The organism is Ruegeria sp. AF7 (assembly GCF_056541885.1).
The window spans coordinates 81,792-94,965 of record NZ_JBQFYX010000002.1; the positions used below are offsets into that span (position 1 = coordinate 81,792).

Consider the following 13,174-nt stretch of genomic DNA (forward strand, 5'->3'; position numbering starts at 1 on the left):
GACTTTGCGAGGACGTTCGCGGTCAGGTCAAGGCTTCGGGTGCAAATCTAGGCCTGCCAATGGGTGGCGGGGTGTTGGGATTGAATTGATATCTTGTCCGCACAAAACAGCACCAGATGGCTGAGGTCAGGGCGCGAGCGCGAGCTGTAGATCAAGCCGTCCGCCCCCAGTGCCCGCGCTTTATCTGAAAAAGACCATGTCGGGGAAGGGGCCCCCGTCGCGCGAATATCCTGCCAGATCACCGATGCAGCCGTCTGCCCGCGGTAGTCCACCAATCGCGCGTTTTCCACCAGAAACCTTTGAACCACCCGGTCGGGATCATCACCCGAGATGTAGCGGCGGATGGCGACCGAAGCGCCCTCGGCGCTGAGCGAGGCATAAAGCGCGAATTGTCCGGAATGATGAAAGCGCCCCTCGGGCGCGCGGGCAGGCAGCAATGGGGCTGCTGCCTGCGACGCAAACAGAATTCTCCAGACAGGGCCAGAGAATTCAAGCATGTGTCAGTCCTGTTCGGCCAGGAACCGTTCGGCATCCAGTGCCGCCATACAGCCCATTCCCGCGCTTGTTACCGCCTGACGATAGACATGGTCGGTCAGATCGCCTGCCGCGAACACGCCGGGGATCGAGGTTTCGGTGCTGCCCGGTTTGGTGACGACATAACCACCCATATGGGTTTCCAGCGTGTCCTTGACCAACTCGTTCGCAGGGGCGTGGCCGATGGCGACAAAGACACCTTTGCACGGGATCTCGGTGATCTCGCCGGTTTTAACATGTTTGACCCGAACACCTTCGACGCCCAAAGGCGCATCGGTGCCGATCACTTCTTCCAGCTGGTGGAACCACAGCGGTTCGATCTTTTCATTCTTCAACAGGCGATCCTGAAGGATCTTTTCCGCCCGCAACTCATCACGGCGGTGGATCAGGGTCACCTTGCTGGCGAAATTGGTCAGGAACAGGGCTTCTTCCACGGCTGTGTTACCGCCACCGATCACCACGATTTCCTGCCCGCGATAGAAGAACCCGTCACAGGTGGCGCAGGCCGAGACGCCAAAGCCCTTGAACTTCTCTTCCGACGGCAGACCCAGCCATTTCGCACGCGCGCCGGTGGCCAGAATGACAGCGTCCGCCGTGTATGTGGTGCCGCTGTCGCCCTTGGCGGTGAAGGGGCGCTTGCTGAGGTCCAGATCGCTGATGATATCGCCGATCACCTCGCATCCCATGGCCTTGGCATGGTCCTGCATCCGCACCATCAGGTCCGGGCCCTGCACCTCGGTATCGCCGGGCCAGTTTTCGACCTCGGTCGTCGTTGTCAGCTGACCACCGGGTTCGATGCCCTGTACCAGAATGGGTTCCAGCATGGCGCGGCTTGCATATACGCCTGCGGTGTATCCTGCGGGCCCCGACCCGATGATCAGAACCTTGGTGTGTCTTGTGTCGGCCATGGTGCCCCCGCTCGAATTGCCTGAATTGGGCCCGCGGCCCGTCGCCCCGATATAGCGACCGACCGGCCCGGCTTAAAGCCCCTTACTGTTCAGGTCCCCTCGGGACGGGGCGCCCTGGGTTTTAGGGGAGAAGGCGAAAAGGAAACAAAGAAAATTGCGCATCTGCGAAACATTATTGCGCGCGTGTGGGGTGCTGATATAAGAACCGAAAAATCAGGAGCATTTGATGGTCACGACTCGGCTGGATGATATCGATCGCAAGATTCTGGCGGAACTGCAGGCGGACGGTCGTATGACCAATGTCGAGCTGGCAAAACGGGTCGGAATCTCGGCCCCGCCCTGTCTGCGCCGGGTGCGCACACTCGAAGAATCCGGCTTCATCACCGGCTATCACGCCGAGGTCAACTCACGCGAGTTGGGGTTCGAGGTCCAGGTATTTGCCATGGTCGGTCTGGACAGCCAGGCCGAAGTCGAACTGCGCGCGTTCGAAGGCCGCTGCCGTGAATGGCCATTGGTCCGCGAATGCCACATGCTGAACGGCGAAGTGGACTTCATCCTGAAATGCGTCGCACCTGACCTGAGCAGCTTTCAGCAGTTTCTGACGGGCGAGTTGCTGACCACGCCAAACGTGGCCAGCGTCAAGACATCGCTCGTTATTCGCGGCGCAAAAGACGAGCCAGGCGTACCGTTCGACGTTCTGGAAGAACGTATGAACCGGATGGCGTGACCCCAACACGTTTTGGTTGCGCGGTGATTGGTGGCAACAGTGCTGCCACCGCAAGGGATAGAACCCAACTTATTACCAGCTGCATGATGCCCCCCATAATGCAGTAATCACAATCATGCTCAGGCCGTCATCGCGTCGATCTCACCATCTCCGGCGCGCGGCATCAGCAGCGGGCCAAAATCGTTCAGCGACTCGATATGCGCGAACAGGTTCAGATAGATCGACCGAAGCGAGTGGCTGATCATGCGAACCGCATTCACACCTGGATGATATGTTTCGAACTGTAATCCATCTACGCGAATAACGGAATGGCGTTTTAAACAAATGTGAAACAGTTCAACGGGGGTGGGCGGCATTGTTTCAATGACACCCATCCCGTCCTGAAATTCGGACACGGGTGTAAGAATCGGCTGCCCCCCATGCAGGTGCCGCAAATGCGCAGGTGTTCCCACGATTCGCGCCGCCGGGCCAGCAATGACACCCGACATTGGCTTTTGCATCCCGAACGTATCCGCCATGATCCGCGTCAGCGGTCGCGTCCGGCCACGTGAATCCGCGCGTCCGGGGATCAACGTGACAGATCCCTTCCACAACACGGTTTCCGATGCGCCATCCTGCGTCAGGACCGTATCCCCCGGCATCAGATCCTCGATTGCCATCGGTCCATGTTCCGTTTCTACCAAAGATCCACGTGTGAAGGCGCAAAACGCGTCTTCAAACATCGGCAGGGCAGGTGCGATGTGGCGGGTCTGAACCACATCTCCGTTCTTCAACAGGCTGCTGACCTCATAGCGGCGCAGCTGGGCTTTTGGCTTGGAAACCGGCCGCGGCGCGTCCCGCAGCATAACAGACGTTTCGATAGCATTTCTGGCCGCGCGGGCCAGTGAATTAGGAATAGTCATTAATATTCCGTCCCCTCAAAATGTTCGGTCAGGCGCGGCGTACCCCCGTACAGACGCGCCCGGCGAACTGGTTCTTTGCCTTGAAACAAATGGGTGACCCTCGGGCGGCAACCGGTACGGTCCCGCGACGCGACTAAATCTCGCTTTCCAACGGTCAACACATTGACCCCCCAGACAAACTCGTACTTCACGGGCGAAATTGCCCGCACACACAACTCCGAAAAAGCCACGAACCCCTCGCTCGTGGCGCGCGATACATCAGGCCGGAGCAAACCTGATACGCGTTGACCCAAATAAGACCGGCAGCTTGGTCTCTGGGTTTTCTGTCTCAGCGTCGTGCCGCGATGCGGCTGGCGACCCTGACAGAATTGCTTGTTACCCGTTTCCACGGCATTTCCAGGTCCTGGTCCCGAGTGGCGGCGACCATGGCTTTTAGAAAGCGTGATTTGGTTTTCATTTTCTGGTCCTGCTCTGAACGGGGATTTCCTCCCCATGTCCTCTGTAAACCTTTTGTGACGCGCGTTTGCGGCAGGGGTAAGGCTTATCCGGGAAGATTTGCGGACAGAAAGATGAAGTCAGATGGACCTCCCACTCAACACGCCAGCGCCCGATTTTCGAACGTCAGATACCGATCTGATGACTGGCAAAAACTCGTTACGATTCTGATGCCCAATCAACACAAAAAATGTGGCGGAAAAGTGGCAGGGCACCTAAATCTGGACGAAGATCACAATCTTATGACGGAAATCAGCCGCCCGTAATCGACCTCGTTCGCGTGTGTTGACCGGCGATAGGAATAGAACCTGTCGGGGTCGGAATAGGTGCAGTGCCGGGTCCACTCGGCCTGTCCGATTCCCGCCTGCCGCAGCCGGTGCAGCCCGAAGGCGGGCAGATCAAATTGCAGGCGGTCACTATCACAATTGGCAAAAAAGCGGCTGTTGTCCGGCGAATCCGCAAGGAACGCGTCCAGAAACTCTGGCCCCACCTCGTACGCGCGCTGCGAAATACTGGGTCCGATCACGGCGCAGATATTGCTGCGGTCGGCCCCCAGCGCCTCCATCGCGTCCAGCGTTGCCTCCAGAACACCGTCCAGCGCGCCGCGCCACCCGGCATGGGCGGCACCGATCACATGCGCATCGGGATCGGCGAACAGAACCGGCTGGCAATCGGCCGTCAGGATCGTCAGGGCCAGACCGGGTGTTGCTGTGACAATGGCATCCGCTTTGGGCTTTTCACCTTCAACCGGGGCTTTGACTGTCAGAACCGTTGGCGAATGAACCTGATGTACCGCGACCATTGCCTCGGGGTCCACCTCCATCGCGTCGGCCACCCGCCGCCGATTCAGCGCGACAATCTCGGTTTGATCCGAGGACCCCTGACCACAGTTCAACCCGCTGAAAATTCCTGAAGACGCGCCGCCGCGACGGGTAAAGAACCCATGGCGAAATGGCGACAGCAGGTCCGAGGTCAGAATTTCCAGCGTCATGGTTCCAATCCTGGTGGTGGGGCGGCATAGGCCGGGAAAAGGCCCATCACCTTGAACAGATTTCCCATTTCATCAGGATGCGTCAACCGCCGATGCGCGGCAATCAGCGCATCCAGCTCGGAACCGCTCAGCGCCTTGGACAGGGCTTGCGCGCGGGCGGTGATCCCCAGCCGTTCAAGGAAGACGCCCTGCGGTGTCAGGCGCGTATGCCTGCACCCACAGGCGCGGGTCGCAACGGCCAAAGGCTCAAAATCCACATGCGCGGTCAAATCGGCCTGACCGGGCGATGCCAGAGGATCGGCATGCTCGTGGCTTTGCAGAGCCTGCAAGGTATCGCCCAGCGAATGCCAGTCGCCATAATCCACAATCAATGCCGCGCCGCCATGACTGGCGACCCGCCCCGCGATCACGGTCAAAACGGGAATCGCAGCAGCACACAGTTCGACCAGATCACCGTCCTTGGTGTCCGACAGCCTATCATTCAACGCCACCTGCGGCCCGATCGCGCCCAGTCCGAACGTCAACCCGCCGTCACGCTCACCCACCAGACGCTCGCGCCAGCCCGTACCGTCACGCTGAAACTGGCGGATGGGCAGGGCATCAAAGAACTCGTTGGCAACCAGCATCAGCGGCTGGTCGGGCAGGTCGGCGATCGTTGCAATCCAGACTGCCTCGTAATCCTTCAGCGTTGCCGCCTGCACCTGTTTCAATACAGGCGATGCTTCAACCAGTACAACCTGCGCTGCCTCGTGAAATCCGGGTACTGACCGTGTGGCGCGCAGAATATCGGCCATCAGGGTACCGCGCCCCGGCCCCAGCTCGCATAGGGTAAACGGTGCGGGCCGACCCTGATCCATCCAGCTTTGCGCCAGAGACAGCCCGACCAGCTCTCCGAACATCTGGCTGATTTCCGGCGCTGTGGTGAAATCCCCTGCAACCCCCAGCGGATCACGGGTCGTGTAATAGCCCAGCGTCGGATGCAGCAGGCATTCTCCCATGAAATCTGCCACGCTCATCGGTCCATCCTGCCGGATGCGGGCGACCAGATGATCGGTCAGGCTCATGCCGCCCGCCGCCGCGCACGCAGGGCAAACCACAGACCAAGCGCGATCATCGGCAGCGACAGGAACTGCCCCATGGTCAGCCCGTACCCGCCCACATGCCAGGCCAGCCCCAGCGGATTGCCGGGCGATACGAACTGCGCATCCGGCTGGCGAAAGAACTCGACGATAAAGCGCGACGCGCCGTAGCCCGCAAGAAACGTCCCCATGACAAGGCCCGGTGTGCGAAAACCGCCGCGCCGATAGACCAGCCACAGCAATACCGCCCCAAGCAACACCCCCTCCAGCGCGGCCTCATACAGCTGCGACGGGTGCCGGGCGCACATGCCTGCGACCACGCCGGGGCAATCCTGCGCAGCATATCCAGGAAAGATGACAGCCCAGGGCAGCTCACTCGGGCGGCCCCACAGCTCGGCGTTGACGAAATTGGCCAGCCGCCCCAGCAGCAATCCGGGCGGAACGGTGTAGGCAACCAGATCCCCCAGCGACAGGGCAGGGATCCGGTGCCGTCGTGCAAACAGGTACGACGCAAGGATCACGCCCAGCAGGCCGCCATGAAACGCCATGCCGCCTTGCCAGACCTTCACGATCTCCAGCGGGTGCGACAGGTAATAACCCGGTTGATAAAACAGCACAAAGCCCAGCCGCCCGCCCAGAATCACGCCCAGAATGATCCAGGTGACCAGATCCTCCAGCTGCTCGGGCTTCATCGGCGGGCCATCCGCAGGCCAGAGCGCCGGGCGGCGCAACGCCACAACAGCCAGCCGCCACGCGATCAGGATGCCCGCGATATAGGCCAGTGCATACCACCTTAACGCGAACTCCATCCCGAACAGCGGGATCGAGAACAGTTCGGGCGACAGATCGGGAAAATTCAGAACAGCCTGCATGTGCGTCTCATTGCCCGGGGTTTGCAGGTCAAGTCAACCTTGAGCCCGCGCCATTCTTTGCCCATATACATGTAAACCGCGAGATCGGAGAACAGATATGCAGACCCGCAACAAGATCCTGGATGACGTGTCCCAACTGATGACCAACGCCATGGGCGTGGCGCAGGGCGCGCGGGAAGAGGCTGAAAACGCGATGAAGTCGATGATCGACCGCTGGCTGGCCGACCGCGATTTCGTTACCCGTGAAGAATTTGACGCCGTGCGCGCCATGGCCCAGAAGGCGCGCGAAGAAAACGCGGCACTCGAAGCCCGCATCGCCGCGCTCGAGGCGAAACTGGACAAATAACGCCCAGGCGCTCCCTGTTTCCACAATTTTCGGACAAAGCATAACGCCGCGCAATCCAGCCCGGATTGTGCGGTGCTGTGTATTCTGACGCGTCGCAGAATTTATTCAAGACAAAGCTGACTCTGGCGCCAATATTTTGATCGCCGTTGCCTTCTGTCCACAACTTATTGCTGTTATCCCCAATAATTAGGGTTGCCAGAACTTACGCCACATCGCACCATATTTAGTACAGGCCTATGGGGGAAGCCCGGTTTGTAGAGCAGGCAACTAGCGCTGGGGCGCTGCCAGCCCCGAAATGCTAGAGATTAGTGAGGTGGCATTATGGCCCTTTCCGAGCAGTATCTCGAAGAAGACATTCATCCGATCGACATTGTTGAGCATCTGGCCGAACATCACGACTGGGATTTTGATCGCATTGGGGACGATCAGATTGCCATGGCCGTTGAAGGGCAGTGGCGCACCTACTCGATCACACTGGCCTGGTCCAACTATGACGAAACGCTGCGCATGGTGTGCAGCTTCGAAATGGAACCACCGGCCGAGCGTGAAATGCAGCTCTATGAGCTGCTCAACAAGATGAACGACCAGTGCTGGGCAGGCGCGTTTACCTATTGGGCAAACCAGAAGCTGATGGTCTATCGCTATGGTCTGGTCCTTGCAGGCGGGCAAACGGCCAGCGCTGACCAGATCGACACGATGATCAATGCCGCCGTCATGAGCGCCGAGCGGTACTACCCCGCGATCCAATTGGTGACCTGGGGAAACAGAGGGCCAGAAGAAGCCATGCAAGTGGCCATTGCAGAGGCCTACGGCCGCGCGTAAACCTTTGCCCCGAACCGATATGTAAAGCGGGAGGGGCAAATGGACATGACGCGCGTGGCCGAACAGGGGCTTGTGCTTCTGGGGTGCGGAAAGATGGGGTCCGCAATGCTGGCGGGATGGCTGGAACACGGCCTTCCGCCAGCTTCCGTTTGGGTCATCGATCCCTACCCGTCAGATTGGCTGAAGGCGCAGGGCGTCAATATCAACGCACCGTTGCCCGAATCCCCCGCCGTGGTACTGGTTGCGGTCAAACCGCAGATGATGGGCGAAGCCCTGCCTGCCATTCAGGCACTGGGCGGTGGGTCCAGCCTGTTCATTTCCGTTGCGGCTGGCACCTCGATTGCCACCTTCGAATCCGTTCTGGGCCGTGACACCCCGATCATTCGCGCCATGCCAAACACGCCCGCCGCCATCCGTCAGGGCATCACGGCGCTGATCGGCAACGCACACGCCTCCGAGACCGATATGGAACAGGCCGAAAACCTGCTGGCGGCAGTGGGTCAGACCGTTCGTCTTGAGGATGAGGCACAGATGGACGCCGTCACCGGTCTCAGCGGGTCCGGCCCGGCCTACGTGTTCCATCTGATCGAAACCCTGGCCGCTGCGGGCGCGGCGCATGGCTTGCCTGCCGAGCTTGCGATGACACTGGCCAAGTCCACAGTGGCCGGTGCCGGGGCGCTGGCCATGGCGTCCGACGAAGACCCCGCGCAGCTGCGTATCAACGTGACCTCTCCGAACGGTACCACACAGGCCGCGCTTGAGGTGCTGATGCATCAGGAAACCGGCTTTCCCGACCTGCTGCACCGTGCCGTCAAGGCCGCAACCAACCGATCCAAGGAGCTCTCGCGTGAGTGAAATTTCGTTCGACGACTTTCTCAAGGTCGATATTCGCGTGGGCGAGGTGATCCGCGCCGAACCCTATCCCGAGGCCCGCAAACCCGCGATCAAGATGTGGATCGACTTTGGGGACGAGATTGGCGAGCGCAAGACCTCGGCCCAGATCACCGCGCATTACGATCCGGCCACTCTGGTCGGCAAACAGGTCATGGCTGTCGTCAACTTCCCTCCGCGCCAGATCGGCAAGTTCATGTCCGAGGTTCTGGTGCTGGGTCTGCCCGATGACAACGGCGAGATCGTTTTGATCGGCCCCGACGGCAAGGTTCCTACAGGCGGGCGGATGCACTGATGAAACTGCTGATCACGCGCCCGATGACCCCGGCAGTCGAATCGCGCGCCCGCGCCGATTTCGATGTGACCATCCGGGAAAACACCCTGCCCATGTCACGGCAGGAGATGCTGGCCGCTCTGGCCGATTACGACGTGGTCGTCCCGACGCTGGGTGATCAGTTTTCGTCGCAGATTTTTGCAGAAGCCGGTCAGCCGCGCTGCAAGCTGCTGGCCAATTTCGGTGTTGGCTTCAACCATATCGACGTGGATGCCGCACGCGCGGCCGGGGTTGACGTAACCAACACGCCCGGCGCGGTCACCGATGCCACAGCCGATATCGCCATGACCCTGCTGCTGACCACAGCCCGGCGGGCCGGTGAGGGGGAGCGGCTGGTGCGATCGGGTCAGTGGCAGGGCTGGCACCCGACGCAGATGCTGGGCCATCATGTGACCGGCAAGCGCGTGGGCATTGTCGGCATGGGCCGCATCGGACAGGCCATCGCGCGCCGCTGTCATTTCGGGTTTGCCATGCAGGTGGCCTATCAGTCCCGCAGCGCCAAGCAACTGGATTTCCCGGCGGAATTCACACCTGACCTTGAAACACTCGCCGCTTCGGTCGATTTCCTTGTGCTTGCGGTTCCCGGCGGTGCGGAAACCCGCCACCTGATCAATGCGCAGATTCTTGAGGCGATGAACCCCTCGGCTACTCTGGTCAACATCGCCCGTGGCGAGGTGGTGGACGAGGTCGCGCTGATCACGGCGCTGCAAACCGGTCAGATCGCGGGGGCGGGGCTTGACGTCTACGAATTCGAACCCAAAGTGCCGCAATCCCTGTGCGAAATGGAAAACGTCACCCTGCTGCCCCACTTGGGCACCGCCACCGAAGAGGTGCGCAGCAGCATGGGGCACATGGCGCTGGATAACGTGGCGGCCTTTGTCGCGGGCAGGGCGCTGCCCAACCCGGTCTAGTCGCCCACCGCCTCGCGCCAGTGTTTGCGGCAGAGCGAGACATACGTCTCGTTCCCGCCGATCTGTACCTGCGCCCCTTCAGTGATGGCCTTGCCGGTCTCGTCGCGACGAATCACCATCGTGGCCTTGCGGCCGCATTCACAGATCGTGCGCACCTCGCGCATTTCGTCGGCAAGGGCCAGCAGGGCGGCAGAACCGGGGAACAGCTTGCCCTGAAAATCCACGCGCAGCCCATAGGCCAGCACCGGCACATCCAGATCGTCCACCGCACGGGCCAGTTGCCAGACCTGCGCCTCGGACAGGAACTGCGCCTCATCAATGAAAACGCAGGCCACGGAACCTTTGTCCAGCCGGGACCGGATCATGGCGAAGACGTCATCTTCGGGTGTGAAAGTGTCAGCCTGCTCCGATATGCCGATGCGCGATGCAATCCGCCCCGCACCCGCCCGCCCGTCAAGGGCGGCGGTCATCAGGTAGGTCTGCATTCCGCGCTCGCGATAGTTGTGCGAGGCCTGTAGCAACACGGTCGACTTGCCCGCGTTCATGGTGGAATAGTTGAAATACAGCTTTGCCATGGCGTGGGTCTAAAACGCCCGGCCAAAAGGAACAAGAGAGCAAAGGGATGTAAGAAGCGACGTCGCCGTTGCGTGCGCAGAGGCCGAGCTGGGCTCGTAGGGGATGGAACCCCCGCGTCTGCAACAGCGACGCCGTCGGCCAACATGTGGCCAAAACAAAGCAAGGCCCAACAATACCGCCCTGCAATCACTCTTTACCGGCTTGAACTGCCGCCACTCACTCACAAAATCCCCCGCTTATCTGAGGGATAGTCAATGTATGACATTTCAATTATGACTCAGGTATGGGAAATTTCCCGACGCTTTCCCCGGTTTGGACACCGGGCGGGCGTTTGCAGGTAATAAAGGTAAATCAATGGCAGATATCGGGGCCTATCTGAAGAAACACACAGAAGCGCTGGTCAAAGATGTCGGAATAGAAGCTGCTTGTGAAATCACCGGAAAATCCAAGGCGACCCTGGGCCGGTATTATTCGGACAATGCCGAACACGCGGACAGGTTCATGCCCGTGGATGCGGTGGCCCGGCTTGAAAACGCAGCAACTTATCCGCATGTGACATCCGCGCTGGCGGATCTGAAAAACATCACCCTGTCCTACAGCGAACGCAACACCGAGGATCCTCGCACAGGCGGGGTGAATTCGGATGTCATCGCGCTCAGCCAGCGGTTTGCAATGCTGATGACTGAATATCAATCCGCAATCGAAGATGGCATCATCACGGTGAACGAAGCCAAAAGGCTGCTGAAAGAAACCAGTTTGCTTCAGCAGGTCCTGATAGAAATGAAACTGCACCTGGAAGAAGAAAGCGTCAGCTAGGCTTGGTGGCGGCCAGCTATCGGCCAAAAACCGCCTGCCCGGATCGCCGCAGATGTCGTGCGCTTTGTGGCATGATCATCAACCGGACTCTGCGCCTCAATTCAGTCACGTCTTTCAGATAAGCTGTGGCGCAGGCAAGATCGTCAAGGGCAGTAAACCATGCAGAAAATGCAGGGAAATTACAGCATTCTCGCAGACCGTATGGTTTGGCGGTCGTTCCTGTTTGTCTATGCGCTCTTTCTGGCCACGGTGCTGTTTGGCGCTTATCAGGAAGGCCCTGATGACGCGATGCGCTGGGTCATGGTACAGGACCTGCTGGCGGGACAGGGCTGGTTTGACGCCTATCAGCATCGGCTGGGCCCCGGTGACGGCACGCTGATGCACTGGTCCCGGCTTGTCGATGCACCGATTGCCGGGATCTACGCGCTGTCCGCGATGGTCGTGCCGCCCGACACCGCCTTGCAAGTGACCGCGTTTGTGTGGCCGGTGCTTCTGGCGGGGCTGACCCTGTGGGCCTTTGCTGTCACCGGCGCAGCGTTGGGCGGGCGAAATGGCGCGATTTCGGCACTGGTGGTCGGTGCGCTGACGCTCGAACATTATCGGAAGTTCGACTATTTCTCGTTTGACCACCACAATGTTCAGATTCTGCTGTTTGCAGCGGCCCTCATGTTCTTTGTCCTGCGCAAGGCCAAACCCTCTGCTGCGGGATGGCTGGGTGTCTGTCTGGCCCTTTCGGTGTCCATCGGAACCGAATCGATCGTGCAGGTCGCGATTATCGCGGTGTTCTTCACGATTGACTGGATCGTGACCGGCACAGCCGCCCGCCGCCGCACCATAGTGTTTGGAACCGGGCTGGCGCTGACCCTGTTGTTGGCCAGCGTTGCAACAACGGGGCGTCAGGGCTTTCTGTTCCCAAGCTGCGATGCCCTGACGATCAGTGTGGCCCTGCCGGCGGGGATCGCAGCGCTGTGCCTGTGTGCAGCAGCCTGGGTCGGGTCGGGCTGGTCCTATTGGGGGCGCTTCGGCGCGTGTCTTGCGACAGGCGCTGTAACACTTGGCTGCGCTTACGCATTTGCGCCCTACTGCCTTGAAAACCCGATTGCGGACCTGCCTCAGGACATGCGTGACTTCTGGCTCAGCCAGGTTGCCGAAGCGCAGAATATCACCGTTGTGCTGGAACTGCATTTGGGCGAGGCTGCGGCCCTGATCGCCATGTCCGTCATCACAGCGGTTGCAGCGTTGTTCTTTGTCCGACAGTCACAAGACAAAATGGACTATCTTCTGTTTCTGGCGCTGATTGTGACCGGGTTTTCCATGTTTCTGTACCAGTCCCGGATGATGACGTTTCTGGGCGTGTCCCTTGTGGCTGTTCAGGCTCAGATGCTGCGCGCCCTTTACATCAGTTACAGAACCCATGGTCGCACGCTTTCCGGCTTGGCTATGGTAGGCTTTGTTGTCTGCGTCTCGCCAAAGATCGGCATCAGCGTGGAAAAACAGCTGGGACGATTTGCGCGCCCCTCCCTTGCGGCACCCGCCGCCGAGGTCGCGCAGGATTCGCAAAACGACGGCGCCGCCTGTAAGGCGCCCGAGGCTTACGCGGCCCTGAAAAACCTGCCAACCGGCATGGTTCTGGTCGATTTTGATTATGCGGCAGAGGTGCTGCGCTATACCGATCATTCGGTTCTGGCGGGCAATTATCACCGCAACCGGGCCGGAATTCAGGCGCAGATTGCGGTTTTGCGTATGGATGCGTCCCAGGCCGGTCCGCGTCTTGCTGCGCTGGGTGTAAGCTATGTGCTGCTTTGCACCGCTGCGCCCCGTACTGAATTCTGGGACTGGGCGTCTCAGGGGCGCGGGCTGCAATCCCAATTGGCAAAGGGTGAAACCCCCGCCTATCTCAAACGGATTGATGGTGGGGAAGGGGCCGCGTTTCAGGTTTTTCAGTTGGCGGCCGATTTCTAGGCCGTCCG

At 60.0% G+C, this 13,174-nt stretch carries 16 protein-coding genes; 8 read left to right on the top strand and 8 right to left on the bottom strand.

Features of this window, described 5'->3' with window-relative positions; all coding sequences use genetic code 11:
* Positions 1 to 47 precede the first annotated feature (47 nt).
* Positions 48 to 497 carry an RES family NAD+ phosphorylase gene (locus ACR0AP_RS05880; protein ID WP_480505925.1) on the bottom strand — a complete coding sequence of 150 codons (450 nt, stop codon included), beginning with the start codon at positions 495 to 497 and terminating at the stop codon, positions 48 to 50.
* Between the two features lie 3 nt (positions 498 to 500).
* On the bottom strand, positions 501 to 1,442 hold the full coding sequence (gene trxB / locus ACR0AP_RS05885) for a thioredoxin-disulfide reductase (protein ID WP_267362965.1): 942 nt from the start codon (positions 1,440 to 1,442) through the stop codon (positions 501 to 503).
* 226 nt (positions 1,443 to 1,668) lie between these two features.
* On the opposite strand from trxB, the gene ACR0AP_RS05890 reads away from it, so the two are divergent.
* Positions 1,669 to 2,169, top strand: coding sequence for an Lrp/AsnC family transcriptional regulator (locus ACR0AP_RS05890; RefSeq protein ID WP_480493624.1), 501 nt, complete (start codon positions 1,669 to 1,671; stop codon positions 2,167 to 2,169).
* A 119-nt stretch (positions 2,170 to 2,288) separates the two neighbouring features.
* Here the strand turns inward: ACR0AP_RS05890 and ACR0AP_RS05895 are convergent, their stop codons facing one another.
* The 5 genes from ACR0AP_RS05895 to lgt form a co-directional block, all read right to left on the bottom strand.
* Entirely contained in the window at positions 2,289 to 3,071 is a 783-nt protein-coding gene (locus ACR0AP_RS05895; RefSeq protein ID WP_267362963.1) for a Hint domain-containing protein, read from the bottom strand.
* A 328-nt stretch (positions 3,072 to 3,399) separates the two neighbouring features.
* Positions 3,400 to 3,528 (bottom strand): hypothetical protein, encoded by a 129-nt coding sequence (locus ACR0AP_RS05900; protein WP_280922374.1) that lies wholly within the window; start codon positions 3,526 to 3,528, stop codon positions 3,400 to 3,402.
* Positions 3,529 to 3,798: 270 nt separating this feature from the next.
* On the bottom strand, positions 3,799 to 4,557 hold the full coding sequence (gene pgeF / locus ACR0AP_RS05905) for a peptidoglycan editing factor PgeF (RefSeq protein ID WP_480505927.1): 759 nt from the start codon (positions 4,555 to 4,557) through the stop codon (positions 3,799 to 3,801).
* Complete coding sequence (locus ACR0AP_RS05910; protein WP_480505929.1) at positions 4,554 to 5,621, bottom strand: class I SAM-dependent methyltransferase; 1,068 nt, start codon at positions 5,619 to 5,621, stop codon at positions 4,554 to 4,556. The genes pgeF and ACR0AP_RS05910 overlap by 4 nt, the downstream gene beginning before the upstream one ends.
* Positions 5,618 to 6,508, bottom strand: a complete 891-nt coding sequence (gene lgt / locus ACR0AP_RS05915) for a prolipoprotein diacylglyceryl transferase (RefSeq protein ID WP_480505931.1) — start codon at positions 6,506 to 6,508, stop codon at positions 5,618 to 5,620. The genes ACR0AP_RS05910 and lgt overlap by 4 nt, the downstream gene beginning before the upstream one ends.
* 97 nt (positions 6,509 to 6,605) lie before the next feature.
* On the opposite strand from lgt, the gene ACR0AP_RS05920 reads away from it, so the two are divergent.
* From ACR0AP_RS05920 to ACR0AP_RS05940, 5 genes are all read left to right on the top strand, one after another.
* Complete coding sequence (locus ACR0AP_RS05920; RefSeq protein ID WP_050604795.1) at positions 6,606 to 6,854, top strand: accessory factor UbiK family protein; 249 nt, start codon at positions 6,606 to 6,608, stop codon at positions 6,852 to 6,854.
* A gap of 321 nt (positions 6,855 to 7,175) precedes the next feature.
* A complete protein-coding gene (locus ACR0AP_RS05925; RefSeq protein WP_209598027.1) occupies positions 7,176 to 7,676 on the top strand; it encodes a type III secretion system chaperone family protein in 501 nt (166 codons plus the stop codon).
* Positions 7,677 to 7,715: 39 nt separating this feature from the next.
* A complete protein-coding gene (gene proC, locus ACR0AP_RS05930) occupies positions 7,716 to 8,531 on the top strand; it encodes a pyrroline-5-carboxylate reductase (protein WP_480505932.1) in 816 nt (271 codons plus the stop codon).
* Positions 8,524 to 8,862 carry a tRNA-binding protein gene (locus ACR0AP_RS05935; protein WP_209504763.1) on the top strand — a complete coding sequence of 113 codons (339 nt, stop codon included), beginning with the start codon at positions 8,524 to 8,526 and terminating at the stop codon, positions 8,860 to 8,862. Before proC ends, ACR0AP_RS05935 begins: the two co-directional genes overlap by 8 nt.
* Positions 8,862 to 9,812 carry a 2-hydroxyacid dehydrogenase gene (locus ACR0AP_RS05940; protein ID WP_480505934.1) on the top strand — a complete coding sequence of 317 codons (951 nt, stop codon included), beginning with the start codon at positions 8,862 to 8,864 and terminating at the stop codon, positions 9,810 to 9,812. Before ACR0AP_RS05935 ends, ACR0AP_RS05940 begins: the two co-directional genes overlap by 1 nt.
* Here the strand turns inward: ACR0AP_RS05940 and ACR0AP_RS05945 are convergent.
* A complete protein-coding gene (locus tag ACR0AP_RS05945; protein WP_480475503.1) occupies positions 9,809 to 10,387 on the bottom strand; it encodes a thymidine kinase in 579 nt (192 codons plus the stop codon). The genes ACR0AP_RS05940 and ACR0AP_RS05945 overlap by 4 nt on opposite strands.
* 355 nt (positions 10,388 to 10,742) lie before the next feature.
* Here ACR0AP_RS05945 and ACR0AP_RS05950 point away from each other — a divergent pair, with 355 nt between their 5' ends.
* On the top strand, positions 10,743 to 11,204 hold the full coding sequence (locus ACR0AP_RS05950; protein WP_480475505.1) for a hypothetical protein: 462 nt from the start codon (positions 10,743 to 10,745) through the stop codon (positions 11,202 to 11,204).
* A 159-nt stretch (positions 11,205 to 11,363) separates the two neighbouring features.
* Entirely contained in the window at positions 11,364 to 13,166 is a 1,803-nt protein-coding gene (locus tag ACR0AP_RS05955) for a hypothetical protein (RefSeq protein WP_480505936.1), read from the top strand.
* The last annotated feature ends 8 nt before the right edge of the window (positions 13,167 to 13,174 follow it).